A 24,591-nucleotide genomic window follows, 5' to 3' on the forward strand; every position below is an offset into this window, starting at 1 on the left:
TGCTCGCCACGCTCTCCCAAAGGCAAAAGCGGCTAGTCCAAACAGCGGCATCGCTAATACATGTCATGCCCTGCTTGCCGGTGCACACCGACCATCTCGACCGGTGCTTGCCCGCTCACCCTCGCGGGACCTCACGCGGCATGGATGTCGCGTAAGAGCCTACAAGGACGTACTTGCGGCGTGTCCCGCGAGGGTGGGCGGGCAAGGGCCCTGCAACCAGGCCATTTGTTGACCGCTCCTAGTCGGAGACCTGATTGCCAGTCTCCGCATCGCGCTCTGCGGGCAGTTTGCGCGCCTCGCGCAGCAGGCCGAACGCGCCAAGGGTCATGCCCGATGCCACCAGCAGACCGACGCCGAACACCGCGCTGGAGCCGAATGCCGACACCAGCTTGTGCACCCAGACGAAGGTGAGATCGCCACCGCGGTAGATCACGGTGTCGATCGCAGCGCCGGCCTTGTAACGCCATTCCCGATCCACCCGCGTGTACAAGGTCTCGCGCGCCGGCTTGGCCAGTGCGAACTCGCTGGAGCGGGTGATCACCTGCACGATCGCAAGCATCATCGGCAGCGGCGAGGCCGTCAGCACGGCATAGCCCAGCGTGATCGCCACGCCCGGAATCAGCAGCGCCGGTGCGATGCCGAAACGCGACAGCAGCGCGCGCGTCACCAGCAGCTGCAACACCAGGGTAAGCGCGTTGATCGCCAGGTCGATGCTGGCGTAATAGGCGGTGGCCGCCGCTGCGTCCGTGTAGAGCCGGCGTACCAGCGCTGCCTGCTCGTTGTAGAGCAAGGTGCCGACGCCCACGCCGAACAGCACCATGAAAGCCAGCCAGCGTAGCAACGGCTCGCGCACGATCAGCTTGAGCCCGCCCAGCACATCGCCGCCCATCGGCACCTCGCCGGAGCCCAGCTGTCGCTCCTGCTCGCGCGCAACCGCCCACAGGCGCAGACGCAGCACGCAGACCACGCACACGGTCAGAAACCCGGCCGAGACCAACATCAGATGCGCGATGCCGATGCGCTCGACCAGCGTGCGGGTGAGGATCGGCCCGAGAAACGCGCCCAGCGTGCCGGCCGCACCGATGTAACCGTAGTAGCTGCGCGCTTCGGCATTGCTGAAGACGTCGGCCATGAAGCTCCAGAACACCGCCACCGCAAACAGGTTGAAGACGGTCACCCACAGGAAGAACGCCAGGCCGCGCCCGGGTACGCCGCTGTCGAACAATACGTAGAACAGCAACAGGGTTGCGATGAAGAAGCCATACACCGCCGGCAGGAACACCCGGCGCGGGTAGCGACTGACCAGCGCGCCGTAGACAGGCTGCAGCAACACCATGATCAGGAAGGTGCAGGTAAACAGCACCTGCAGGGTGAAGTCCTTGAGCGGTATGCCATGCGTGGCAAAGAAGGCGATCATGCCGGTGGGGAAAATCGCTTCCACATCCGCCGACGCGCTCATCGCCTCGCGCACCGGGCGCAGCACGTAGTAGCCGCTGAGCAGGCAGAAGAAATACAGGAACGACCACGCCAGCGGCGGCGAGCTGCGCAATGCCACGCTCAGACGGCCAGCCGCAGAGCGCGGCGAAGACAGGCTGGTCATCGGGTAAGGCTCGCTCGCATCGACGAGCGCGACAGCAAGGACATGGCAGCGGCAACACCCGCGAAACAAGCGCGCAAGTTAGCCGATGCCGCGCTGCATCACCAGCAGCAGCGGGCGGCACCGACTAAATCGATTGCCTGCGGAGACGGCACGCCGCTTGCAGCTGTCTCCGCACAGGCTCCCGATTGAGTTGCAGAGGGTCCTGGCAGTTCGATTTATGAACCTAAAATCATCAATAGGATCAACACGATGCCCATTCATCTTCCGGCAGTTTGTGCTATTGCAAAGCGCGGCGCTAGAATCGTCGGAGGCAGTGGAACAGGCGGGACAACCATGACTCAAATGCGCAGGCGCCGACGGTTCCGACCGTTGGCCATCGGGCTGCTCGGGGCGTTACTGCCTCTGGCCCTCTCTTCTACCGCGCAGACACCCGCGCCGGCTGCTTCTGCGCTGCAGCCGGCCACCGTCGTGCAGTCACCCACCGCCCCGCTGCAATACCGTGCATCGCTTCCGGCCAGCCAGGTGCTGGCCCCGGCGGCCGGGTTCGATGTGGCCGCGTTCGAATCGATGGCCAACCAGTTGACCTACGGCAATCGCCTGCCCGGCATGGCGATGGCGATCGTGCAGGGCGGCAAGGTGCTGAGCGTGCGCGGCTATGGTGTCACCGACGTCAATCACCCGCAGCCGGTCGACGCGCATACCGTGTTCCGTCTGGCATCGCTGTCCAAGGCCTTCGCCGGCACCATGGCCGGGTTGCTGGTCAACGACGGCGTGCTGCGTTGGGACAGCAAGGTAGTGGACTACGTGCCCGGGTTCCAGCTCAGCAATGACGTCGCCACCCGGCAGCTCACCGTCGCCGAGGTGCTGAGCCACCGCGTCGGGCTGACCCGCAATGCCTACGACAACGATATCGAATCCAACGTCGACTATTACTCGCTCAGCCACAAGCTTGCCGCCGCACCGTTGCGCTGCGCGCCCGGCGATTGCTATGCGTACCAGAACGTGGCCTTCAGCCTGGTCGGCGATGTGGTGTTCGCTGCGTCCGGCAGCTTCTACGAGCAGTCGGTGGAGCGCCGCATCTTCAAGCCGCTGGGCATGAACGATGCGAGCATGGGTCTGGCCGGTATCCAGGCCAGCCCGCGCTGGGCGCGCCCGCATGTGCGCAGCCGCAATGGCTGGGTGTCGTTGACGCCCAAGCCGACCTACTACCGTCTGGCCCCCGCTGCCGGCGTCAATGCCAGCGCCAGCGACATGGCGCAGTGGCTGCTCGCGCACACCGGCCACCGCACCGACGTGCTGCCTGCGCCGCTGCTGGCGACGCTGCACGCGCCGCTGATCTCCACGCCAGGGGAGATGCGCTCGGGTTGGCGCCACGAGCGTGTTGACGCTGCCAGCTACGCGCTGGGCTGGCGCGTGTTCGACTACGCCGGCCATCAGGTCGTCTTCCATGCCGGCGCAGTGCAAGGCTATCGCGGCCTGGTCGCGCTGCTGCCCGAACGTGATCTCGGCATCGCGATCATGTGGAACGGCGAGAGCGGCCTGCCCTCCGGCATGCTGCCCACCATTCTGGATCGGGCGCTGGGTCTGCCCGCCAAGCGTTGGCTGGATATCGATGTGGATGGCGACTTCGGCAGCGAGAACATGCTGGCCGAGCGCCCCGATCCTGCCGGCAAGGGCGCCTCGTCGGGCAAGTCGGTGGCATCGCCGCGCTGAGTTGGCGTTGCGGCGACCTCGCACACAGGCGGCTTCGGCCGCCTGTGTCGTTTCCGGCCTGCAGGATCGAGTCGGGCGTGTCGACATCGGTGGCCGGGAGCCAGGCATCGCTCCATGCCATGCCATGCGATGACGGTCATGGCAGGCGCAGGTCTGAGTCACCTTGTCGAGTAAGCGCGCCAGACCTGACTGAAAAGCGAGAGCGTGGCTGCCCACGATGCGGCCCAATGCATCTACTCCCGCTTGGCACGACCAACACACCGCACCGCTACGCCAATCGATGGCGGCACGACCGATCGGGACAGACGATGGTCAGTTGGGCGGGCGGCGCAGCGGCCCAGCCCACTGCTAGCGTTGGACCGGAGAAAGCGGGTGGCGGGTGGCAAGCGGCGATAGTGCGGCGATAGCTACAACGTCCCGGCCTGACATCCCGTCACGCACAGCGCAACGCATCCGGCGGCGATAGCTTCGGCTGCCTGCGTGCGACCGGGACTCCCCCATCACGGATGCGCTGGATCCGCCAATAAAAAAGCTCCCTCCCCGCTGGGCGTCGGGGAGAGAGCTCGATGTTTACGGCGATCGGGTAGTGCGGATCAGATCAGCGGCGCCGGGGTTGCGGGCAGCGCGACCGGAGCGGCCTTCTTCTTGCGAACGGCCGGCTTCTTTTTGGCGACCTTCTTCACAGCAGGCTTCTTGGCGGCAGTCTTCTTGGTGGCGGACTTCTTGGTCGCCTTCTTGGCAACTGCCTTCTTGGCGGTCTTCTTTACCGCTTTCTTGGCGGTCTTCTTGACGGCCTTCTTGGCGGCGGTCTTCTTGGTCGCCTTCTTTGCAGTCTTCTTCACTGCCTTCTTGGCGGCAGTCTTCTTGGTTGCCTTCTTTGCAGTCTTCTTCACTGCCTTCTTGGCGGTTGCCTTCTTTGCAGTCTTCTTGACGGCCTTCTTCGCAGCAGTCTTCTTCACTGCCTTCTTGGCGGTTGCCTTTTTGGCGACCTTCTTGACTGCCTTCTTGGCGGCAGTCTTCTTCACTGCCTTCTTGGCAGTGGGTTTCTTTTTCGCAGCTTTTGCAGTGGCCATGTAATTGGCTCCTCGTCAGTGAACTATGGAGGTGAAACGCCCAGTTGAAGCAAACCCCGCAACGGCATGCCGTCGTCGGGAACCGTCCGCAGGTGATGCGCGACGGGACGGATACAGAAACACCCGCATCGAACAGCGACGCGGGTGCGTGATCGGAGCGACTGCTGCTTTCTGGAGAGAAGCGGACCCAACTCCACCGTGGATAGCGCTTCGGTGGACATCGGGAACAAGCGTGTCGGCTTGATGTCGATTCTGCTCACTCTCTTTCGCAGCAACGTCTGCTGGGCGAAACCTAATCACGCTTTTTTTTACTGTCAACACTCTTTTGCATTTTTTTTTCAACGCCTCGTCGCGATGCGTCCCGTCGAGCGGGTCCAAAGACGCCGTGCGATGGCGCGCGTCGCTGCCCTTGGCATGCAGCGGCGCAACGACGTTTTCAAAAAAGCACTTCTTTTGTGCTGTTTTTTTTTTAGCGATGCAGACGCGCACGCTGTTGTCCACTGCAGCGACACAACAGCGCACGCCCGCTTGCCGCGGTACGCGCCGCCTGTCCGCCAGCTGAAAATTTTTTATCGACCAAGCTTGCCCAAGGCCTCGCACAAGCAAAAATGCGCAAACTTATTGCGCGTTTTTCGACCCATGCGTGTATCCGCGTGCACTGCCAACGGCATCCGTTGCGCACCGTGTCCAAGGTTGGATGCAGGCGACGCTGCAAATATTTTTCACCGGCTGCACGCCATCTCCTCACGACCGGCTCACGTCGGAAATCCGACACCACGACGGTCGCAACGCAGTCGACGATGTCGCGCGCGCATGCCGCTGGCGAGTGCACGGTCGTCGAACATCGGCGCAGGCTTCGACTGCGAGCGACAGCCGGCACCAGCCGGACGCGCGCAGCGCGGCAGGACGTACGCCATCGGCAGGCGGGATCGGCGCGCGGCCATCGCCACGCAGACAAAAAAATGGCCGCTCCAACGAGCGGCCATCCGGGTGTGCGACGGGCGAGGCGCGGTCAGTGCGCGTCGTCTTCCAGCAGCTCGGCGTAGTCGTCCGGCGACAGCAGGTCGTTGAGCTCTTCCTTGTCGTCGAGTTCGACCACGAAGATCCAGCCTTCGCCGTAGGCGTCTTCATTGATGGTTTCCGGCTTGTCGCTGAGTGCGCTGTTGACCTCGACGACGGTGCCGCTGACCGGGCTGTAGACGTCGGAGGCGGCCTTGACCGACTCCACCACCGCCGCGCCGGTACCGACCTGCACGGTGTCGCCGACGCCGGGCAGTTCGACGTAGACCAAGTCGCCCAGCAAGCCCTGCGCGTGGTCGGAGATGCCGACGGTCACGCGGCCGCTGCTTTCGACGCGGGCCCACTCGTGGGATTTGAGGAACTTGAGGTCGCCAGGGATCTCGCTCATGGGTGTGCTCCGGGGAAACTGATGGGTTGGGGACAGGTGGCTAGTTTAGACCGCACGACAACACAGGTGCACGCGCGTGTCGGCCGGTGGGTGGCGATGGATGTCGCACGCTGCCGGACGTTTGCACGCCCGGCAGAGGTCTGACTCATTCGCCAAGGACGCCGGGCTGCGCCTGGCCGTCGCGCACGAACGGAAACTTCACCGCGCGCAACGGCACCTGCTTGCCACGGATGTCCACGCGCAGCGCGTCGATGCTGCCGGCCGGCACGCGCGCGAACGCGATCGCCTTGCCGAGCGTGGGCGAGAAGGTGCCGGACAGGATCTCGCCTTCGCCGCTGGCGCTAAGCACGGTCTGGCCATGCCGCAGCACGCCCTTCTCGTCCATCACCACACCGATCAGCTGACGCGGTGCGCCCTGCGCCTTTTGCGACTCGAGCACGGCGCGACCGATGAAGTCGCGGCCGTCGTCCAGGGCGATCGTCCAGGCCAGCGCGGCCTCGTACGGACTGACCGTGTCGTCCATGTCCTGACCGTAGAGATTCATGCCGGCTTCCAGACGCAAGGTGTCGCGTGCGCCCAGACCGGCCGGCTTGACGCCCTGCGCGAGCAGCGCGTTCCAGAACGCCACTGCTGCCTCCTGCGGCAACACGATTTCGAAACCGTCTTCGCCGGTGTAGCCGGTGCGCGCAAGGAACAGTTCCACGCCATCGCGCGAACGCGTCTGCAGCGCAGCGAAACGGCCGAGCTTGCTCGCCGCTACGGTATCGGCCGGATCCACCAGTTCGATCACCTTGGCGCGCGCGTTGGGCCCTTGCACGGCGATCATCGCAAAGTCGCCGCGCTCTTCCACGCGCACCTGGAAGGCTGCGGCCTGTTCGCCGATCCACTGCAGGTCCTTTTCGCGGGTGGCGGCGTTGACCACCAGGCGGAAGAAGTCCTCGCGCAGGAAGTAGACGATCAGATCATCGATCACCCCGCCCTGCGGGTTGAGCATGCAGGTGTACAGCGCCTTGCCGGAGACCTTGAGCTTGTCCACCGAGTTGGCCAGCAGATAGCGCAAGAACTCGCGCACGCGCGGACCGTGCAGGTCGACCACGGTCATGTGGCTGACATCGAACATGCCGGCGTCGCGACGCACCTGGTGGTGCTCGTCCAGCTGCGAGCCGTAATGGATCGGCATGTCCCAACCGCCGAAGTCGACCATCTTGGCGCCGAGCGCACGATGGGTGTCGTTGAGGATGGTCTTCTGGGTCATGCGCACCGGTCCAAGGGAAAGAGCACCATTATCGCCGCCTGGCCGTGCCTGGGGAAACGGCGCAGGCGATGCGGCAACGCGCCGCCGACACCTGGACCTGGCCGCGCCCTATCGCGCCGCGCTGCAGCCTCGCTGCATGGGCACGACGCGTGCCCTGCCCGATCAACCGGCCGCCTGCACCTGCAAGGTCATGCCATCGACACCGACGATACGCACCGGCGTGCCGGCCGGAAGGTCCGGGCCGCTGACCACCCAGAACGCATCGTCGACCTTGGCACGGCCGCGTCCCTCGTGGATCGCCTGGTCGAGCACCACGCAGCGACCGATCAACTGCTCGGCACGTCGGTTGAGCAGAGGCCGATCACTCTGCCGGCCCTTGCCGCGAAACCAGCTGCGATACACCTGCACCGAGACGAAACTCAGCAGCACGAAGGCGACGATCTGCAGCAGCAGCGACATGCCCGGCAACGCGAGCACCAGCACGCACACCGCTGCGGCGGCAATGCCCATCCACAGCAGGAACGCGCCGGGCACCAGCGTCTCGGCAGCAATCAACAGCAACGCCAGCACCGCCCAGGCCACCACGTCCCAACGCATGGCTCAGCCTCCCACGCGCGGCGGCATCGGCGGCACGCGCACATGGCTCGCGTCGGGTTTGTTCAGCGCTTCCTTGGCCAGCTCGGCAATGCCGGCGATCGAGCCGATGACGCCGCTGGATTCCATCGGCATCAGCACGAACTTCTGGTTGGGCGCGGTGGCCAGCGCCTTGAACGCCTCCACATACTTCTGTGCGACGAAGTAATTGATCGCCTGCACGCTGCCGTTGGCGATCGCATCGGAGACCATCTGGGTGGCCTTGGCTTCGGCCTCGGCCAGACGCTCGCGCGCCTCGGCATCGCGGAACGCGGCTTCCTTGCGGCCTTCGGCTTCGAGCACGGCGGCCTGCTTCTCGCCTTCGGCGCGCAGGATTTCCGACTGGCGCGAGCCCTCGGCTTCGAGGATCTGCGCGCGCTTCTCGCGCTCGGCCTTCATCTGCCGCGCCATCGAGTCGATCAGGTCGCGCGGCGGCTGGATGTCGCGGATCTCGATGCGGGTGACCTTGATGCCCCAGGGATTGGTGGCCTGGTCGACCACGCTGAGCAGCTGCGCATTGATGGTCTCGCGCTGGCTCAGCGATTCGTCCAGATCCATCGAGCCGATCACGGTACGGATGTTGGTCTGCACCAGCGCGATCGAAGCGATCTCCAGGTTGGAGACCTCATAGGCGGCCTTGGCGGCATCGAGCACCTGGAAGAACACCACGCCATCCACCCGCACCACCGCGTTGTCCTTGGTGATGACGTCCTGGCTGGGGACGTCGAGCACCTGCTCCATCATGTTGATCTTGCGCCCCACGCCGTAGACCACCGGCACCAGAAAGTGCAGACCCGGACTCATGGTGTGGGTGTAGCGGCCGAAGCGCTCCACCGTCCACTGAAAGCCCTGCGGCACCATGCGCACGGTCTTGAACAGCACGATGACGCCAGCGACCAGAACGGCGATGGCCAAGAAAGAAGTCGGAAACATGAGCAGCCCCTTGCGATGACGAGTCGATCCTTGGCTTGAGTATGCCCTAGCGCCACCTGTCCCCATTGCGCGCCCTACCTCGGCAACGGCGGCCGCGACCCTGCATGCGGCGCTGTGGCTGACCACCTCGGGCAGCGTGTCGGCGTTGCGCAGCACGCCGCAACGCGCAGGCGACCGCGCTTTGTAAAGTGCAGACGGTGCTGCGAAGGCGCGCTCAGGCGCCGCGCGGCGAGAACATGATGATCGCCATGCCGAGCAGGCAGCAGGCCGCGCCCAGCAGATCCCAACGCGTCGGCGTCACCCCGTCCACCCACCACAGCCACAGCAGCGCACTGGCGATATAGACCCCGCCATAGGCGGCATACACGCGGCCGCTGGCATCGGGATGCAGGCTCAACAACCAGACGAAGACGGCCAGGCTCAGCGCCGTCGGCAGCAACAACCAGATGCTGCCGCCCTTGCGCAGCCACAGATACGGCAGGTAGCAACCGACCAGTTCGGCAACGGCGGTGGCCGCGAACAGCAACAGCGTGGTCGGTGCAGCAGTCATGCGCGGCCGGGCTTGTCGACGCCTTGCTTGCCAACGTCGGCCTGCTGCAGCTCCGCAGTGTCGCGCACCTGATCACCGGCCGCGGGCGCGTCAGTGACAGGCGTCGCGGCAGCCTGACCGAGAGCGGACGGATCACCGCCGCGTTCGCCGCGCTTGACCTGTTGCCACAGCGCCTCCTGCTGCTGCAGCGACAGCGCGGCCAGAGAGGTGCCGTCCGCCTGCGCCTGCGCTTCCATCGCGCGAAAGCGGCGCTCGAACTTGAGATTGGCATGGCGCAGCGCCGCACCCACGTCGACCCTGGCATGACGCGCCAGGTTGGCGCAAACGAACAACACATCACCGAGCTCGTCTTCCAGCCGCGCCTGGTTGTCGGCGACCGGGCCACGCGCGAACTCCACGCGCAGTTCCTCGATTTCTTCCTGCAGCTTTTCCAGCACCGGGGCCGGGCCGGGCCAATCGAAGCCGACCCGCGCCGCACGCGCCTGCAGCTTGGTGGAGCGCTGCCATTCCGGCAGGCCGCGTGCGATGCCGGCAAGTGCGGAGTCGTCCTGATGGCCGGCCGCGCGACGTTCGTCGCGCTTGATCTGCTCCCAGTTGGCGCTTACCGCCTGCGCATCGTCGGCACGTTGCTCGGCAAACACGTGCGGGTGGCGACGCACCAGCTTGTCGCTGAGCGTGGCGACCACGTCGGCGAATCCGAACGCGCCCTGCTCGGCGGCCATCTGCGCATGGAAGACCACTTGCAGGAGAAGGTCGCCCAGCTCGTCGCGCAGAGCCGGCAGGTCGTTGCGATCGATGGCGTCGGCAACTTCGTAGGCTTCTTCGATGGTGTACGGCGCGATGCTGGCGAAGGTCTGCTCCACATCCCACGGACAGCCGTGCTCACGATCGCGCAGGCGCGCCATCAGCTGCAGCAGGCGCTGGAGGTCGCCGGTCGGCGGGGACTGAGACATGGTGTGTTCCTGGCAGGTGTGGTGCAGTGGAGTGGCGTGCCCGGGCGATGCCGCAGGCACGTGCCGCGTCACCTGGCGGCAGGCGATGGGCAGGGACCGCATTGGACATGACTGCATCGGGAGTGCGCGCAACTGCCGGATCCAATCGGCGAGTGCGCAAGCGGCGGTCGGCCGTGCTCACACCAGCCAGCTGCGCCACGGCAGATTGGGATCGCCCAGCGCGATGAAATCGCCATTGAGCAAGGTGTCGCGGCGGTTGTAACGGAACGGTTTGCCGGTGCCGCCGGCCAGCAGCACGCCGCCTGCGGCGTGCAGCACGCACTGGCCGGCTGCGGTGTCCCACTCGGAGGTGGGGCCGAAGCGCGGATACACGTCCAGGTCGCCTTCGGCGATGCGGCAGAACTTCAACGACGAGCCTTGCGCGACCACATCGATCTCGCCCATGCGCTCCAGCGCGGCAGCAGTGCGCGCATCGCGATGCGAGCGACTGGCGGCGACCCGCAGCGGCGTGGCCGCCGGCGTGCGCGTGTGCAGCATCTCGTCGCGGTCGCCATCGCGGCGGTAAGCGTTCTCGCCCCGTGCGGCGTACCAGACCCTGCCATCAACCGGCGCCTGCACCACGCCGAGCACCGGTGCGCCCATATGGATCAGTGCGATGTTGACGCTGAACTCGCCGTTGCGCTTGACGAACTCGCGGGTACCGTCGAGCGGGTCAACCAGCCAGTAGCTGGTCCAGAACTGGCGGTCTTCCCAGGCCACGTGCGCGGATTCTTCCGACAGCACCGGCACGTCCGGGGTGACCCGGCGCAAGCCTTCGACGATGACACGGTTGGCGGCAAGGTCGGCCTGGGTCAGCGGGCTGGCGTCGTCCTTAAGCTCCACCGCGAAATCCTGCGCATAGACATCCATGATCGCCGCTCCCGCCTCGCGAGCGATGGCGATCACGGTTTCGCGCAGTTCCATCGGAATGCGGATCATGGGTTGCGCTCCAGCCACTCGCGCGCAATGAACAAGGCGGCCAGCGAGCGGCCTTCGGAAAAATCTTCGCGCAGCATCAATTCGTCCAGACGGGCGATCGGCCAGGGCACCACCTCCATCTCTTCCGGCTCGTCGCCCACCAGGCGCTCGGGATAGAGGTCGCGTGCCAGCACCAACCAGGATTGGTGACTCATATAAGTAGGAGCGAGCGTCATCGCACGCAGCACCTGCACCTGGCGCGCGCCGTAACCGGCTTCTTCCTTGAGCTCGCGGTCGGCGGCCTGCTCCGGCGTCTCGCCGGCATCGATGCGGCCCTTGACCAGGCCCAGCTCGTAACGATGCACGCCGGCGGCGTACTCGCGCACCAGCAGCACGGTCTGCGCGTCGAGCATCGGCACCACCACCACCGCGCCGTGGCCCTGGCTGAGCTGGCGCTCGTAAAGGCGACGCTCGCCGTTGGAAAATTCCAGATCCAGCTGCTGGCGACGGAACGGCCCGTCACCCAGATCGGTGATCTTGTGGATGGTCGGCAGGCGCGGGCTCATGCGTCGCACGCAGCGGCGGGGCCGACCGATAGAATAGGCGTATGCATCGACATGTTCATGAGCCCGAAATCCTAGCAGACCCGGCAGCCTCCCAAGCTGACGAACATTGGCGGCAACGCGATCTTGCCGTGCTGTGGCACCCCTGCACGCAGATGCGCGAGCACCCGCACACACTTCCGCTGGTACCGATCGCGCGTGGCGACGGTGCGTGGCTGATCGGCCACGACGGTCGCCACTACCTGGACGCGGTCAGCAGTTGGTGGACCAACCTGTTCGGCCATAGCGAACCGCGCATCGGCGCGGCCATCGCGCGCCAGGCTGGCGAACTGGAGCAGGTGATGCTGGCCGGCTTCACCCATGCGCCCGCCGTGCAGCTGGCCGAGCGCCTGTTGGCGATCGCGCCGCGCCAGTCCGGCCGCGCGCCGTTGTCCAAGGTGTTCTATGCCGACAATGGCTCGGCCGGCGTGGAAGTGGCCTTGAAGATGGCCTTCCACTATTTCCATAACCGCGGCGAGCACCGCCGCACGCGTTTCGTCGCGCTGGAAAACGGCTACCACGGCGAGACCATCGGCGCGTTGTCGGTCGGCGACATCCCGCTGTATCGGCGCGTGTATGCGCCGTTGCTGCTGGAGTCGATCTTTGCGCCCTCGCCCGATGCCTACCTGGCCGAGCCCGGACAGAGCGCGGAAGACTACGCATTGCAGGCGGCCGATGCGCTGCAGGCGGTGTTCGAACACTCGCCCGACGAAATCTGCGCGCTGATCCTGGAGCCGCGCGTGCAGTGCGCAGGCGGCATGCGCATGTATCACCCGGCCTATCTGCGCCGCGCACGCGAACTGTGCGACGCGTATGGCGCGTTCCTGATCGCCGACGAGATCGCCACCGGCTTCGGTCGCACCGGCAGCCTGTTCGCCTGCGAACAGGCCGGGATCATGCCCGACCTGTTGTGCCTGTCCAAGGGGCTGACCGGCGGATTTCTGCCGCTGTCGGCAGTGCTGGCCACGCAGCAGTTGTACGCGGCGTTCCTGGACGACTCGCGCGAACGTGCGTTCCTGCATTCGCATAGCTACACCGGCAATCCGCTGGCATGCGCCGCCGCGCTGGCAACCCTGCAGATCTTTGCAGACGACGATGTGATTGCGCGCAACCAGCGCACCGCCGCGCACATGACCACGCTGGCTGCGCAGATCGGCGAACACCCCGCGGTGGCCGACGTGCGCCAGGCCGGCATGATTGTGGCGTTCGAACTCACGCAGGGCGGCGACAAGCGCACGCCGTTTCCGTCTGCGGCGCGGGTGGGCCTGAAGGCCTATCGCGCCGCACTCGACAAGGGCGTGGTGCTGCGCCCGCTCGGCGACGTGCTGTACTGGATGCCGCCGTATTGCGTGGACGACGCGCAACTTGCGCTGCTGGCTGCGACCACCCGCCACGCCATCGAGGAGGCCGTTGCATGCGCCTGACCCGCTCCCATGTCGCACTGCCGCTGCACTGCGACCAGGAGGTGACGCTGCCGGAAGAGTCGGCCAATCACCTGCTGCGTGTGCTGCGACTGCGCGAGGGCGATGCCTGCGTGCTGTTCAACGGCGACGGCAGCGACTACCACGCGCGCATCACCCTGGCCGGCAAACGCGAGGCGCGCGCACTGGTGGAACGTGCCGAGCCGCTGCACAACGAGTCGCCGTTGTCGATCACCCTGATCCAGGGCATCGCGCGCGGCGAGAAGATGGATCTGATCCTGCAGAAGGCCACCGAGCTGGGGGTAACGGCGGTCGTGCCGGTCAACGCCGAGCGCACCGAGGTCAAGCTGGATGCGGCGCGCATGGAAAAACGCCTGGCGCATTGGCGCAGCGTGGTGGTGTCGGCCTGCGAGCAGTCCGGGCGTGCGCGCATTCCCACGGTCGCTGCGCCGCACGGCCTGCAGGATGCGGCGCGGGCCAGCGACCCGCAGGCGTTACGGCTGACGCTGGACCCGCACGGCGCGCATCGCCTGGGTAGCCTGGTGCTGGACGCGCAACCGCATGTGATCGTGGCGATCGGCCCGGAAGGCGGCTGGTCGCCGCGTGATCGCGCCACCCTCGCCGAGGCCGGTTTCAGCGGCCTGCAACTGGGGCCACGCATTCTGCGTACCGAAACCGCGGGCCTGGCGGCAATCGCGGCGCTGCAGTCGCGGTTCGGTGACCTATAGCGCCACGACATCGTAGGAGCGCACCTGGGCGCTGCATGTCGATGGCTCCGTCCACTGCGTCCCGGCCCTAAACCCGCGCCGACTCGTAGGAGCGCACCTGGGCGCGACCTGGCGTTATCGAGAATGCCTTGTCGCGCCCGGGTGCGCTCCTACGGGGGATGTGGAGTTGATCGGCGTTGCGTCGTCCGCTGCATGTCGATGGCTCCGTCCACTGCATCCCGGCCCTAAACCCGCGCCGACTCGTAGGAGCGCACCTGGGCGCGACCGGGCGTTATCGGGAATGCCTCGTCGCGCCCGGGTGCGCTCCTACGGGGGATGTGGAGTTGCCCGGCGTTGCGTCGTCCGCTGCATGTCGATGGCTCCGTCCACTGCGTCCCGGCCCTAAACCCGCGCCGACTCGTAGGAGCGCACCTGGGCGCGACCTGGCGTTATCGGGAATGCCTTGTCGCGCCCGGGTGCGCTCCTACGGGATGTGGAGTTGCCCGGCGTTGCGTTGTCCGCTGCATGTCGATGGCTCCATCCACTGCGTCCCGGCCCAACAGCCGGGCTGGCTCGTAGGAGCGCACCTGGGCGCGACCTGGCGTTATCGAGAATGCCTTGTCGCGCCCGGGTGCGCTCCTACGGGATGTGGAGTTGATCGGTTTGGTGCAGCCAGACTGCTGCACCTGGCGATGCGCGGGCGCTCAGCGGCCGTGCTGCAGGAACCAGCTGGCCGCGCCGATCACACCGAGCTGGCCGTGCTCGACGATGCTGACCGGCACCTGCTCCAGCGCCGGACGCAATGCGCCCTTGTCGAGCAGACGTGCGACGAAATCGCTTGCGGCCACGAATGCGGCGATCTGCGGCAGGAATCCACCCGCCAGATAGACACCGCTGCGCACGCCATAGAGCAGCATCATGTCGCCGACCACGCTGCCCATGAAGCCGCAGAACGCCTGTAGCGCATCGCGCGCCAGCGTGTCCTCGCCAGCCAGTGCGGCGGCAGTGACATCGGCCGGGCTGGCATGCAGCGCCGGCACGCCACGCAGCGCGGCCAGTGCGGTGTACAGATTCAACAGGCCCGGGCCGGAGAGCAGGTGCTCGGTGGCCACATGCGTGCGGGTGCGGCGTAGCTCCTGCAGCAAGGCCACTTCCAGATCGCTGGCGGCAGCAAGCGCGGCGTGGCCGGCCTCGGTCGGCAACACCACCGGGGTGGCGCCGTTTGGAATCCACAACGCCGCGCCCAGGCCGGTGCCAGGGCCCAGGATCAGCGCCGGACCCGGCGCACCCTGCGGCGGGCCGGACAACTGCAGGACCTGATTGCCGACCATGTAATTGGCCGCATGCGCCACCGCTTCGAAATCGTTGACCAGATGCAATGCCTGCATGCCGAGCTGGCGGCGGATCTGCTCGGGCGCCAGCACCCACGGCAAGTTGGCGGTGATCACGCTGCCGTCTTCCAGCGCATACCCGGCACTGGCGATGACACCACGCTGCACCGGCGCGCAGCCCAGCTCCGCAAAGAACGCGGCCATGATCTCGGCCAGGCCCGGGTAGTCGGCACACCGGTACTTGCGGTAGTCCAGCACCGTGACCGGTTGGCGTGGATCGGGGCTTTCGCACACCAGCGCCAGACGCACATGCGTCCCCCCCACGTCTGCGGCAACGAAGGTGTCGGGGCGCGGAAAGGCCACCGCTTCCATTGGACTGCTTGCGCTCACGCATTCTCCTGATAAGTGGCCGCGGGCTGGCGTCATGCCCATTGTCCGACGAACGGTAACGGGGTAGACAACGTTGTCAGTAATCGCCCTGTAACGCAACCGTGGCGATCACGATTTAAACAGGATGCCGCCAATTTCATCATTCACTCAAATTCCACGTTTGCGACAGCGATTTCAGCACAAAACGGCACCCGCCATTTGCACAAGCGCCATTCCCCATAGAAACAGCTGATCAAAACCGTGAGCCGCCGACGGCGCATTGCGCAACGGTATCGGCGCAGTGCATGGCATCGCGGAGAAATGCTGCATTGCAGCGCAATCGCAGCCGCTTCAGAGATCTGTGACGATGTGTTGACAACGCTGTCAACGCTACGCGAGACTCGATCCAAATCGGGGTTCTGGCAGGAGGGGCCATGGACTGTTCGGTACTCAGGAACGGGCTACTCCCTCGCCGGTGCATTCCAGATTCGTGAGCGGGACATCACCCGATGTTCGACTCGCTGAAGTCGCATTCGCTCTACCGCTTCACCACACGGGGGACACCTCCTCTACCACGCGAATCACCCGGGCCCGCCTCTTGCGACGCGTGCCAGTGGGATCACCGCGATCGGTCAGGGCGTGTTGTTTTGCCGGCCACGCCGAGCGCGTGACGCCTTCCAGAGGCGGCGCGCTCACAGCACTAACCAACGAGGTTTAGCCATGCACAGCCGCACCACGACGTTAGCACTCTGTATTACCGCCGCTCTGTACTGCTCCGGCTCTGCAATGGCTGCCGGACAAGAACAACAGGCTCCTGCCGCCACGCCGTCGGCGACCACCGAGCTGGATACCATCACCGTCACCGGTTATCGCGCATCGCTGGAGAAGAGCCAGTCAGTCAAGCGCTCGGCCAACTCGATCGTCGATGCGATCAGCGCCGAAGACATCGGCAAGTTCCCGGACATCAATGCCGCCGAATCGCTGTCGCACCTGCCGGGCATCAGCGTCGACCGCCAGTTCGGCGAAGGCGAAAAGGTCAGCATCAACGGCACCGACCCGGCCTTGAACCGCGTGCTGCTCAATGGCCAGACCATCGCCTCGGGCGATTGGGGCGGCAACCCGACCGACACCAGCGGCCGTACCTTCAACTACACCCTGCTGTCGCCGGAAATCATCGGCCTGATGGAGGTCTACAAGACCCCGGAAGCGCGCATCGACGAAGGCTCGATCGGCGGCACCGTGATCGTGCACACCCGCAAGCCGCTGGACCTGCCCAAGAACACCATCCGCGGCTCGGTCGGCTACAACTACAACGACCGTTCGGAAGAAGGCAATCCGCGCGGCTCGGCGCTGTGGAGCTGGAAGAACGACGACGAGACCTTCGGCGCGTTGATCTCCGCCACGCATGACAAGCAGGACCTGGCACGCGCCGGTATCGAATACTTCGGCTACACCACCGGCGCCAACATTCCCGCCAGCGCCACCATCACCGGCGACGGCAGCGATGTCGCCACCGCCCGTGTACCGGCCGGCATCAACAGCGCATTCTTCCAGCAGACCCGCGAACGCAGCGGCGTGCAGGGCGCGTTGCAGTGGAAGCCGAACGAGCAGAACGAATTCAACCTGACCGGCCTGTACATCAAGGGCAAGTACAACAACTTCAGCGAATCGCGTTACGTCTGCCCGGCGTGCAACAACGACCTGCAGAAGGTCACCAGCGCCAATGTGCAGAACGGCGTGGTCACCTCGGCGACCTTCGGCGATGGCGCCGCGGGGCAGCCGTACGCTCAGCTGGACGCGAACTACCGCGAGAGCACCGTCACCACCAAGAGCCTGAACCTGCGTCACGACTGGTCGGGCGAGAAGTGGGTGTTCACCACCCAGGTCGGCGACACCAAGGCCACCGGCGGCAAGAACCCCGAGTACCTGATGAAGTTCCTGATGACCGACGGCGGCTATAACTACGCCTTCGATGGTCAGAACACCGCGGTGAACTACGACAACGGCGGCGCCTCGAACTGGACGCTGCCCGGTTCGCCGGCCGGCCTGCCCGCCGGTTCGCAGGACTCCAGCGCGATGCAGGCCGGCGGCATCTTCTATCAGAAGAGCACCGACGAAGAGAAATACTTCCAGTGGGATGCGGCCCGCGATCTGGAGCTGGGCCCGTTCACCAAACTGCTGTTCGGCTACAAGTACATCAACCACAACAACGGCGTGGACGCACGCGGCAATCGCATCAATACCACCGATGCGATCTCGCTGACCCAGTTCAACCCGGGCACCACCCCGAGCGGCCTGTACGACGGCCTGGGCGCAAGTGGCGACCTGACCACCTGGCCGACCGCCAGCCTGAACTCGATCCGCAACTATCTGCTGTCGCAGCCGCAGGGTCCGTACCGTCCCGATTACGGCTCCTCGTTCGAAGTGAAGGAGATCACGCAGAACTTCTACACCCAGTTGAATTACGAGACCGGCAAGTGGCGCGGTAACGTCGGCGTGCGCCTGGTCGACACCACCGACAAGTCGCTGTACTGGCAGACCGCCGATGGCGGCACCAACTACTCGCGCGTGGCCGAGACCAACGACTACCGCAAGGCGCTGCCGAGCTTCAACATCGCCTACGACATCACCGACGACGCCGTGCTGCGTTTCTCGGCTGCCAAGGTGATCGCACGTCCACGCTATGGCGATCTGGCCGGCACGTTCAGCATCAACAGTGCGAACGGCAACCTGACCGCCGGTGGCGGTAACCCGGACCTGAAGCCGTACGAGTCCACCAACTACGACCTTGCTGCGGAGTGGTATTTCGCGCCGTCCAGCATGCTGTCCGGTGAAGTGTTCTATCGCGACATCAGCTCCTACATCGTCAACACCACCAGCCAGCAGCAGCTGACCGATCCGATCAGCGGCAATTCCGGTCTCTACACGGTGACCTCGCCGATCAACGTCTCCGATGCCAAGGTCAAGGGCGTGTCGGTGAACTACCAGCAGTCGCTGGGTCTGGGCTTCGGTGTGCAGGCCAACTACACCTTTGCCGAATCCGATTCGAGCTCGGGTCTGAACCTGCCGTACCTGTCGCGCGATACCTACAACATCATCCCGTACTGGGAGCATGGCGACTGGATGGTGCGTGTGAACTACAGCTTCCGTTCCAAGTACTTCACCCAGATCGGCCGCCTCGCCTCGCAGGACTTCGCAGACAGCTACAAGCAGCTGGATCTGACCGCCTCGTATCAGATCACCGATTACATGGGCATCACCTTCGGCGCGACCAACCTGCTGGATTCCACCTACCGGCTGTTCAGCAACACCCGCTCGACCCCCACGGCGTTCTACAAGAACGGCCGCGGTTATCAGGCCCAGTTGAACTTCAAGTTCTGATGTAGCACCGGCGCGCCACCGACCCTCCACGGTGGCGCGCTTTTTTTTGAGCGGTGTGTTGCATGCAGTGCACCGCTCGATGTTGTACCAAGGAGTGGTACTGGCCACGCCCCTTCTCGGTTGAGGGAGCATGGCCAGGCCCGCTTTTGCCATCCACGTGCCGGCTGCGCTGCAACCGACACGTCTCGCTTGAAGGAGTGCAGTTCCCATGACGACCGATAGCCGCCCTGCGGCTCCATCCCGCCGCCACGCCGGAGCTGCACCCAGAACGCGAATGCTCGCGCTCGGTCTGCTGCTCGCGTTGCCTGCTGCCACGCTCAGCGCGCAATCGCCCACCGCGCCCACCGCCACCACGCTCAGCCCGGACCAGATCGACCAGCAGTGGCTCAGCGCCACCGCCAAGTACGCACCCGAGCGCGAGCGCCTGGTGCGCGAAGCCGAGGCCGGCGCACGCAAGGGTCCGTTCCGCCCCGACTGGGCTGCACTCAAGGCCTATCAATCGCCGGCGTGGTACGACAATGCCAAGTTCGGCATCTTCATCCATTGGGGCGTGTTCTCGGTGCCGGCGTTCGGCAGCGAGTGGTATTCGCGCAACATGTACCTGGAGGGATCCAAGGAATTCGCCCATCACGTGGCGACCTATGGCCCGCAGGCGCGCTCCGGCTACAAGGATCTGATTCCCAAGTTCACCGCGCCCAAGTTCGATCCGAATGGCTGGGCCAAGCTGTTCCGGCAATCCGGCGCGCGCTATGTGGTGCCGGTGGCCGAGCACCATGACGGCTTTGCGCTGTACGACTCCCGGTTGTCGGACTGGACTGCGGTCAAGATGGGCCCCAAACGCGATCTGCTGGGCGAGTTGTCCAAGTCGATCCGCGCGCAGGGATTGCACTTTGGGCTGTCCTCGCACCGCGCCGAGCACAACTGGTTCTTCGATGGCGGGCGCAAGTTCGATTCGGACGTCAACGACCCGCGCTATGCCGCGCTGTACGGCCCGGCGCAGGTGCGCCTGCCTGGCAAGGACGATGCCGATGTGGCCAACGACTGGACGCCGGTGTCGCAGGCATGGCTGGACGACTGGCTGGCGCGTACCACCGAGCTGATCGACACCTATCAGCCCGACCTGATCTATTTCGACTGGTGGATTGCCCACCCCACCTTCCGCAGCACCCTGCCGACCATGCTGGCCTACTACTACAACCAGGGCGCGGCGCGCACCGAAGCCGATCGCGGTGTGGTGGTGAACTACAAGCTGGGCGCGTTTCCGGAAGGGGCCGGCACGCTGGACATCGAGCGCGGCCAGCTCACCGGCATCCATCCCACCCATTGGCAGACCGACACTTCGGTGAGCAATGCATCGTGGGGCTACATCGAAAACGACACCTACAAGTCGCCGACCTTCATCATCCACATGCTGGCCGACGTGGTGGCCAAGAACGGCAACCTGATGCTCAACATCGGCCCGCGTGCCGATGGCTCGATCCCGGATACCGAGCGCGGCATCCTGCTGGCGATCGGCAAGTGGCTCAAGACCAACGGCGGCGCGATCTACGACAGCAAGCCGTGGCGCGTGTATGGCGAAGGCCCGACCGAGGTGGTCGGCGGCACCTTCCAGGACGTCAAGACCAAGCCCTACACCGCCGAGGATTTCCGCTTCACCACGCGCGATGGCGCGCTGTATGCGATCGAACTCGGCTGGCCGGCCGGCGGCAAGGCGGTGATCCGCTCGCTCACAGCGGCCGACGGCGTGCGCGACGTGACGCTGCTGGCCAACGGCAAGAAGGTGCCGTTCGAGCAGCAGGCCGACGGCCTGCATCTACGCCTGCCGGCCAAGCCGGTCGGCGAGCACGCCTACGTGCTGCGCATCGATCTTTCTTCTTCCTCCACTCCCTGACGGATGCTGTTTTCATGAGCAAGCGATTGACCTGGATCCTGCTGGCGCTGGCGCTGGTGTGCGCGCCGGCCCTGGCCAAAACCCCCACGGCGTTGTTCTATCTGATGAACACGCAGAAATCGACCAACTCGTTCCTGGCCAATGTCGACAAGATCGACGTGGTGGTGCCGACCTGGTACGGCGTCGACCAGAACGGCCTGGTCAACGGCACACCCAACATGTACCTGTACGACATCGCCAAGCAGAAGAACCTGCGGGTGATGCCGATCCTGTCGATGACCACCGGGCGCGACGGCTTCCACAAGCTGATGCACGACGAAGCCGCCAAGAAGCGCATGATCGAATCGCTGCTGATCCACGGCAAGCAGCACAAGTACTACGGCTTCCAGTTCGATTTCGAGAACATCGCCTGGACCGATCGCGACGCCTACACGCTGATGGTCAAGCAGACCGCCGATGCGCTGCACAAGGCCGGCTTCAAGATGTCGGTGGCGGTGGTGCCCAATGCCCCGGGCCATGCCGAAGGCGGCCAGTTCTCCAAGTGGATGTGGGAATACTGGCGCGGCGCGTACGACCTCAAGGCGCTGGGCCAGGCCGTGGATCTGGTCAGCATCATGACCTACGACCAGCACACCCGCTGGACCACGCCGGGCCCGGTCGACGGCATGGTGTGGATGAAGAAGCACCTGGATTACGCGATCACCCAGGTGCCGAAGGACAAGCTCTCGCTCGGCATCGCCACCTACGGCTACCGCTGGTACACCGGTAATCCGGTCAAGGAAGACGGCACCGAGGCGTCGAACATCTCCGCCACCTATATCGATGCCGACGAATCGTTCCCGCTGGCGATCGAGCAGAACGCCACCGTGCAATGGGATCCGGTCGAGCAGGAATCGTGGTTCTACTTCTACCGCGACGACATGCGCGAGTGGGTGTTCCGCCCGGATGCGCGCAGCTTCAAGGCACGCTACGACCTGGTGAAGCAGTACGGCCTGGAAGGCTTCAGCTGCTGGGTGCTGGGCGCCGAGGACCCGAAGGTGTGGGACGAGTTGCCGACCGCGCAGCGCTGACCGCGTCATCGTACTGCTGCACGACAGGACGGGCGCGGTCGGTGTTCGCATCGGAATGCATCCACTGCAAGCCGATGCGTGCACTGTCCGCGCCCGTTCTGCACCACGCCATGCGGAGCGCGGGCGCTGCGCGACACCACACACCGCGCACCCCGACGAAGCGTGCGCCAGTCCCTGCGCCATCCGGCACGGCTTTGCTACTGTGCGTGGCTGCCGTATCTCCCCCGCCATACCGGGATGTGATTGCATGATGTCGAACTCCGCACCGAGCCTGCGCTCACCGTTATCCTGGCCGCCGTCGCCGCGCAGCCTGTCGTCGCGCCTGCTGTCATCGCACCGACGTTCCTCGCGCCTGCTTGCAATGGCGCTGACGGCAATGGTGCTGGCGGGCTGCGGCCAACGCGATGCAGCGACCGCACCTGCAGCCAACCCCGGCAACACCGCAACACTGCCTGCGACCAACGCACCGCTGCCCCTGATTCCCGCCCCGGCCGAAGCCAGGCGCGGCACCGGCAGTTTCCGCGTCGGCACCGGCACGGTGATCTCCATCCCCACCGGCAACGCCGAAGTGCGACGCAGCGCCGAGTCGCTGGCCAGCCTGTTGCAACGCACCCGCGGCCTGACCCTGGAAGTGCGCACCGAAACCAGCGCCTCGCCGCACAGCATCCGCCTGGAGCGCACAGCGCAGGCGCCGGTGGCACACAAGGAAGGCTATAGCCTGGATGTGGACGGCAACGGCATCCGCATCACCGCGCGCGATGGTGCCGGCCTGTTCTATGGCGCGATCAGCGCCTGGCAATTGATGACGCCGGATGCGCGCAAGGGCGATGTCGCCGTACCGGCGATGGCGATCCGCGACTGGCCGCGCTTTGGCTGGCGCGGCCAGCATCTGGATGTGGCCCGCCACTTCCACGACGTGGACACGGTCAAGCATGTGCTGGACGCGATGGCCGCGCACAAGCTCAATGTGCTGCATTGGCATCTCACCGACGACCAGGGCTGGCGCATCGAAATCAAGCGTTACCCCAAACTCACCGAGGTCGGTGCCTGGCGCACCCCGCCCGGCGCCGGCCAGCACGGCACGCCCGAGCGCTATGGCGGTTTCTATACGCAGCAGCAGATCAGCGAGATCGTCGCCTATGCGGCGCGCCTGCACATCACCGTGCTGCCCGAGCTGGACATGCCCGGGCATGCGCAGGCCGCGGTGGCCGCGTATCCGGAAGAAGTCGGCGTGCCCGGCCAGCGCACGCAGGTGGGTGTGAACTGGGGCGTCAATCCGTACCTGTTCAACACCAGCGAACGCAGCCTGAGCTTCATCACCAACGTGCTGGACGAGGTGCTGACCTTGTTCCCGTCGGCGTATATCCATATCGGTGGCGACGAGGCGGTCAAGGATCAGTGGGAAGCCTCGCCCGCGGTGCGCGCGCAGATGCGCAAGCTCGGGGTCAAGGACGCGCACGCGATGCAGGGCTGGTTCAACGAACAGCTTGCGGCCTACCTCACCCAGCACGGCCGGCGCATGATCGGCTGGGACGAAATTCTCGAAGGCGGCGTGCCGGCCAGTGCCTCGGTGATGTCGTGGCGCGGCACCGACGGTGCGGTGACCGCCGCTAGGCAGGGCCACGATGTGGTGCTGGCGCCAGGCGACTGGCTGTACCTGGACAACCTGCAGACCACCCGCAGCGACGAACCCAACGGCCGCCTGACCGTACTGCCGTTGTCCAAGGTCTACGCCTTCGACCCGGTGCCCGACACACTGACCGCCGAGCAGGCCACGCATGTACTCGGTGCGCAAGGCGCGTTGTGGTCCGAATACATTCCCTCGCGCTGGCATGTGGATCACGCGCTGTTCCCGCGTCTGTCCGCCATCGCCGAAGTGACCTGGTCGCCGGTGGCTGCACGCAACTGGAAGGATTTCCTGGCGCGCCTGCCGGCGCAGCTACAGCGCTACAAGGCGCTGGGCATCGACTACAGCGACGGCGCCTTCGCCGCCGATATCGCCATGGAAGGCGGCCCCAACCCGGTGCTGGCCGGTGGCCCGGCCAAGGTGGCACTCGGCACCCAGGCCGGTGCGGGCACGCTGCACTACACCGTCGACGGCAGCGATCCCACGCCGGCATCGCCACGCTATGCGGCGCCGTTTACGATCCAGCTGCCGACCACGGTCAAGGCCACCGCCTTCGATGCCGGCGGCACCGCGCTGGCGGCCACGCGCAGCCGTACTTTCGATCGTGCCGGGCTGTTGCGCGTGGACACCCAGGGCCTGCGCGATTGCGTGGACACCGGTGCGCTCGGCCTGCGCCTGCCGTTGTTGCCGGAGCTGACCGGCGCCGACACGCCGGTCTACAACGTCGACCTGTTCCATGCCTGCCGGCAGTATCCGCAGGCGCGCCTGGATGGCGTCGGCGCGATCCGGATCGAGGCCGCACGCCTGCCGAACAATTTCGGCCTGGCCCACGAACAATCCAAGGTGGTGCAGTACCCCGCCAAGACGCGCCGGGGCGAGCTGGAAGTGCGCCTGGGCTGCGAGGGCGAGCTGATCGCCAGCGTGCAATTGCCCAACAGCGCCACGCTGGGCGAACAATTCACGCTGGAAACCGCACTGCCTGCACGCACCGGCATCCACGATCTATGCCTGCGCTTCACCGCGCCGATTCGCGGCCCGCTGTATGCCATCGGCGCCGTCCAGTTGATTGAAACCACCGCGCAGGCGCCCCCCGCCGCCACGCGCTGATCCATCCAAG

General features: G+C 65.6%; 19 protein-coding genes. 7 read left to right on the forward strand and 12 right to left on the reverse strand.

Annotated elements, in window-relative coordinates; genetic code table 11:
* Window positions 1-238: 238 nt before the first annotated feature.
* Window positions 239-1,600, reverse strand: coding sequence for an MFS transporter (locus DGN21_RS14260; protein WP_024939257.1), 1,362 nt, complete (start codon window positions 1,598-1,600; stop codon window positions 239-241).
* A 369-nt stretch (window positions 1,601-1,969) separates the two neighbouring features.
* Between DGN21_RS14260 and DGN21_RS14265 the strand changes: the two genes are divergently transcribed.
* Window positions 1,970-3,313, forward strand: a complete 1,344-nt coding sequence (locus DGN21_RS14265; protein WP_215824955.1) for a serine hydrolase domain-containing protein — start codon at window positions 1,970-1,972, stop codon at window positions 3,311-3,313.
* Window positions 3,314-3,906: 593 nt separating this feature from the next.
* Here the strand turns inward: DGN21_RS14265 and DGN21_RS14270 are convergent.
* The 10 genes from DGN21_RS14270 to nudE form a co-directional block, all read right to left on the reverse strand.
* Window positions 3,907-4,386 carry a hypothetical protein gene (locus DGN21_RS14270; RefSeq protein ID WP_039519650.1) on the reverse strand — a complete coding sequence of 160 codons (480 nt, stop codon included), beginning with the start codon at window positions 4,384-4,386 and terminating at the stop codon, window positions 3,907-3,909.
* A gap of 15 nt (window positions 4,387-4,401) precedes the next feature.
* The gene (locus DGN21_RS14275) at window positions 4,402-4,887 is read right to left on the reverse strand and encodes a hypothetical protein (protein WP_184577738.1); all 486 of its coding nucleotides are present in this window, start codon (window positions 4,885-4,887) and stop codon (window positions 4,402-4,404) included.
* Window positions 4,888-5,398: 511 nt separating this feature from the next.
* The gene (gene gcvH, locus DGN21_RS14280) at window positions 5,399-5,794 is read right to left on the reverse strand and encodes a glycine cleavage system protein GcvH (protein ID WP_024939260.1); all 396 of its coding nucleotides are present in this window, start codon (window positions 5,792-5,794) and stop codon (window positions 5,399-5,401) included.
* Between the two features lie 145 nt (window positions 5,795-5,939).
* A complete protein-coding gene (gene gcvT, locus DGN21_RS14285) occupies window positions 5,940-7,049 on the reverse strand; it encodes a glycine cleavage system aminomethyltransferase GcvT (protein ID WP_039526065.1) in 1,110 nt (369 codons plus the stop codon).
* A gap of 162 nt (window positions 7,050-7,211) precedes the next feature.
* Window positions 7,212-7,646 carry an NfeD family protein gene (locus DGN21_RS14290; protein ID WP_039526063.1) on the reverse strand — a complete coding sequence of 145 codons (435 nt, stop codon included), beginning with the start codon at window positions 7,644-7,646 and terminating at the stop codon, window positions 7,212-7,214.
* Window positions 7,647-7,649: 3 nt separating this feature from the next.
* The gene (locus DGN21_RS14295) at window positions 7,650-8,615 is read right to left on the reverse strand and encodes an SPFH domain-containing protein (RefSeq protein WP_024939263.1); all 966 of its coding nucleotides are present in this window, start codon (window positions 8,613-8,615) and stop codon (window positions 7,650-7,652) included.
* A 214-nt stretch (window positions 8,616-8,829) separates the two neighbouring features.
* Window positions 8,830-9,165 carry a YnfA family protein gene (locus DGN21_RS14300; protein WP_024939264.1) on the reverse strand — a complete coding sequence of 112 codons (336 nt, stop codon included), beginning with the start codon at window positions 9,163-9,165 and terminating at the stop codon, window positions 8,830-8,832.
* Window positions 9,162-10,118 carry a nucleoside triphosphate pyrophosphohydrolase gene (gene mazG / locus DGN21_RS14305; RefSeq protein ID WP_126966177.1) on the reverse strand — a complete coding sequence of 319 codons (957 nt, stop codon included), beginning with the start codon at window positions 10,116-10,118 and terminating at the stop codon, window positions 9,162-9,164. Before mazG ends, DGN21_RS14300 begins: the two co-directional genes overlap by 4 nt.
* 177 nt (window positions 10,119-10,295) lie before the next feature.
* On the reverse strand, window positions 10,296-11,096 hold the full coding sequence (gene cysQ / locus DGN21_RS14310) for a 3'(2'),5'-bisphosphate nucleotidase CysQ (protein ID WP_102251532.1): 801 nt from the start codon (window positions 11,094-11,096) through the stop codon (window positions 10,296-10,298).
* Window positions 11,093-11,641: an ADP compounds hydrolase NudE gene (gene nudE / locus DGN21_RS14315; protein ID WP_016905001.1), complete on the reverse strand. Its 549-nt coding sequence runs from the start codon at window positions 11,639-11,641 to the stop codon at window positions 11,093-11,095. The genes cysQ and nudE overlap by 4 nt, the downstream gene beginning before the upstream one ends.
* A gap of 41 nt (window positions 11,642-11,682) precedes the next feature.
* Here nudE and bioA point away from each other — a divergent pair, with 41 nt between their 5' ends.
* Window positions 11,683-13,101: an adenosylmethionine--8-amino-7-oxononanoate transaminase gene (gene bioA, locus DGN21_RS14320; protein WP_126966178.1), complete on the forward strand. Its 1,419-nt coding sequence runs from the start codon at window positions 11,683-11,685 to the stop codon at window positions 13,099-13,101.
* A complete protein-coding gene (locus tag DGN21_RS14325; protein WP_126966179.1) occupies window positions 13,092-13,826 on the forward strand; it encodes a 16S rRNA (uracil(1498)-N(3))-methyltransferase in 735 nt (244 codons plus the stop codon). The genes bioA and DGN21_RS14325 overlap by 10 nt, the downstream gene beginning before the upstream one ends.
* 683 nt (window positions 13,827-14,509) lie before the next feature.
* Here DGN21_RS14325 and DGN21_RS14330 read toward each other — a convergent pair.
* A complete protein-coding gene (locus tag DGN21_RS14330; protein WP_024940219.1) occupies window positions 14,510-15,508 on the reverse strand; it encodes a glucokinase family protein in 999 nt (332 codons plus the stop codon).
* Between the two features lie 717 nt (window positions 15,509-16,225).
* On the opposite strand from DGN21_RS14330, the gene DGN21_RS14335 reads away from it, so the two are divergent.
* From DGN21_RS14335 to DGN21_RS14350, 4 genes are all read left to right on the forward strand, one after another.
* Complete coding sequence (locus DGN21_RS14335; protein ID WP_054590992.1) at window positions 16,226-18,886, forward strand: TonB-dependent receptor; 2,661 nt, start codon at window positions 16,226-16,228, stop codon at window positions 18,884-18,886.
* A 208-nt stretch (window positions 18,887-19,094) separates the two neighbouring features.
* Window positions 19,095-20,777 (forward strand): alpha-L-fucosidase, encoded by a 1,683-nt coding sequence (locus tag DGN21_RS14340; protein WP_126966180.1) that lies wholly within the window; start codon window positions 19,095-19,097, stop codon window positions 20,775-20,777.
* 14 nt (window positions 20,778-20,791) lie between these two features.
* Window positions 20,792-21,847, forward strand: coding sequence for a glycosyl hydrolase family 18 protein (locus DGN21_RS14345; RefSeq protein ID WP_016903894.1), 1,056 nt, complete (start codon window positions 20,792-20,794; stop codon window positions 21,845-21,847).
* Window positions 21,848-22,094: 247 nt separating this feature from the next.
* On the forward strand, window positions 22,095-24,581 hold the full coding sequence (locus DGN21_RS14350; RefSeq protein WP_215824956.1) for a family 20 glycosylhydrolase: 2,487 nt from the start codon (window positions 22,095-22,097) through the stop codon (window positions 24,579-24,581).
* The last annotated feature ends 10 nt before the right edge of the window (window positions 24,582-24,591 follow it).

Source organism: Xanthomonas sp. MLO165 (assembly GCF_018831305.1).
GTDB lineage: Bacteria > Pseudomonadota > Gammaproteobacteria > Xanthomonadales > Xanthomonadaceae > Xanthomonas > Xanthomonas arboricola.

Coding starts and splice junctions, on each gene's coding strand:
- DGN21_RS14335 (WP_054590992.1), top strand. CDS start 16,226: ATGCACAGCCGCACCACGACGTTAGCACTCTGTATTACCGCCGCTCTG.
- DGN21_RS14330 (WP_024940219.1), bottom strand. CDS start 15,508: ATGGAAGCGGTGGCCTTTCCGCGCCCCGACACCTTCGTTGCCGCAGAC.
- nudE (WP_016905001.1), bottom strand. CDS start 11,641: ATGAGCCCGCGCCTGCCGACCATCCACAAGATCACCGATCTGGGTGAC.
- DGN21_RS14270 (WP_039519650.1), bottom strand. CDS start 4,386: ATGGCCACTGCAAAAGCTGCGAAAAAGAAACCCACTGCCAAGAAGGCA.
- cysQ (WP_102251532.1), bottom strand. CDS start 11,096: ATGATCCGCATTCCGATGGAACTGCGCGAAACCGTGATCGCCATCGCT.
- DGN21_RS14325 (WP_126966179.1), top strand. CDS start 13,092: ATGCGCCTGACCCGCTCCCATGTCGCACTGCCGCTGCACTGCGACCAG.
- DGN21_RS14295 (WP_024939263.1), bottom strand. CDS start 8,615: ATGTTTCCGACTTCTTTCTTGGCCATCGCCGTTCTGGTCGCTGGCGTC.
- DGN21_RS14300 (WP_024939264.1), bottom strand. CDS start 9,165: ATGACTGCTGCACCGACCACGCTGTTGCTGTTCGCGGCCACCGCCGTT.
- DGN21_RS14350 (WP_215824956.1), top strand. CDS start 22,095: ATGATGTCGAACTCCGCACCGAGCCTGCGCTCACCGTTATCCTGGCCG.
- bioA (WP_126966178.1), top strand. CDS start 11,683: ATGCATCGACATGTTCATGAGCCCGAAATCCTAGCAGACCCGGCAGCC.
- gcvH (WP_024939260.1), bottom strand. CDS start 5,794: ATGAGCGAGATCCCTGGCGACCTCAAGTTCCTCAAATCCCACGAGTGG.
- DGN21_RS14290 (WP_039526063.1), bottom strand. CDS start 7,646: ATGCGTTGGGACGTGGTGGCCTGGGCGGTGCTGGCGTTGCTGTTGATT.
- DGN21_RS14340 (WP_126966180.1), top strand. CDS start 19,095: ATGACGACCGATAGCCGCCCTGCGGCTCCATCCCGCCGCCACGCCGGA.
- DGN21_RS14260 (WP_024939257.1), bottom strand. CDS start 1,600: ATGACCAGCCTGTCTTCGCCGCGCTCTGCGGCTGGCCGTCTGAGCGTG.
- gcvT (WP_039526065.1), bottom strand. CDS start 7,049: ATGACCCAGAAGACCATCCTCAACGACACCCATCGTGCGCTCGGCGCC.
- mazG (WP_126966177.1), bottom strand. CDS start 10,118: ATGTCTCAGTCCCCGCCGACCGGCGACCTCCAGCGCCTGCTGCAGCTG.
- DGN21_RS14345 (WP_016903894.1), top strand. CDS start 20,792: ATGAGCAAGCGATTGACCTGGATCCTGCTGGCGCTGGCGCTGGTGTGC.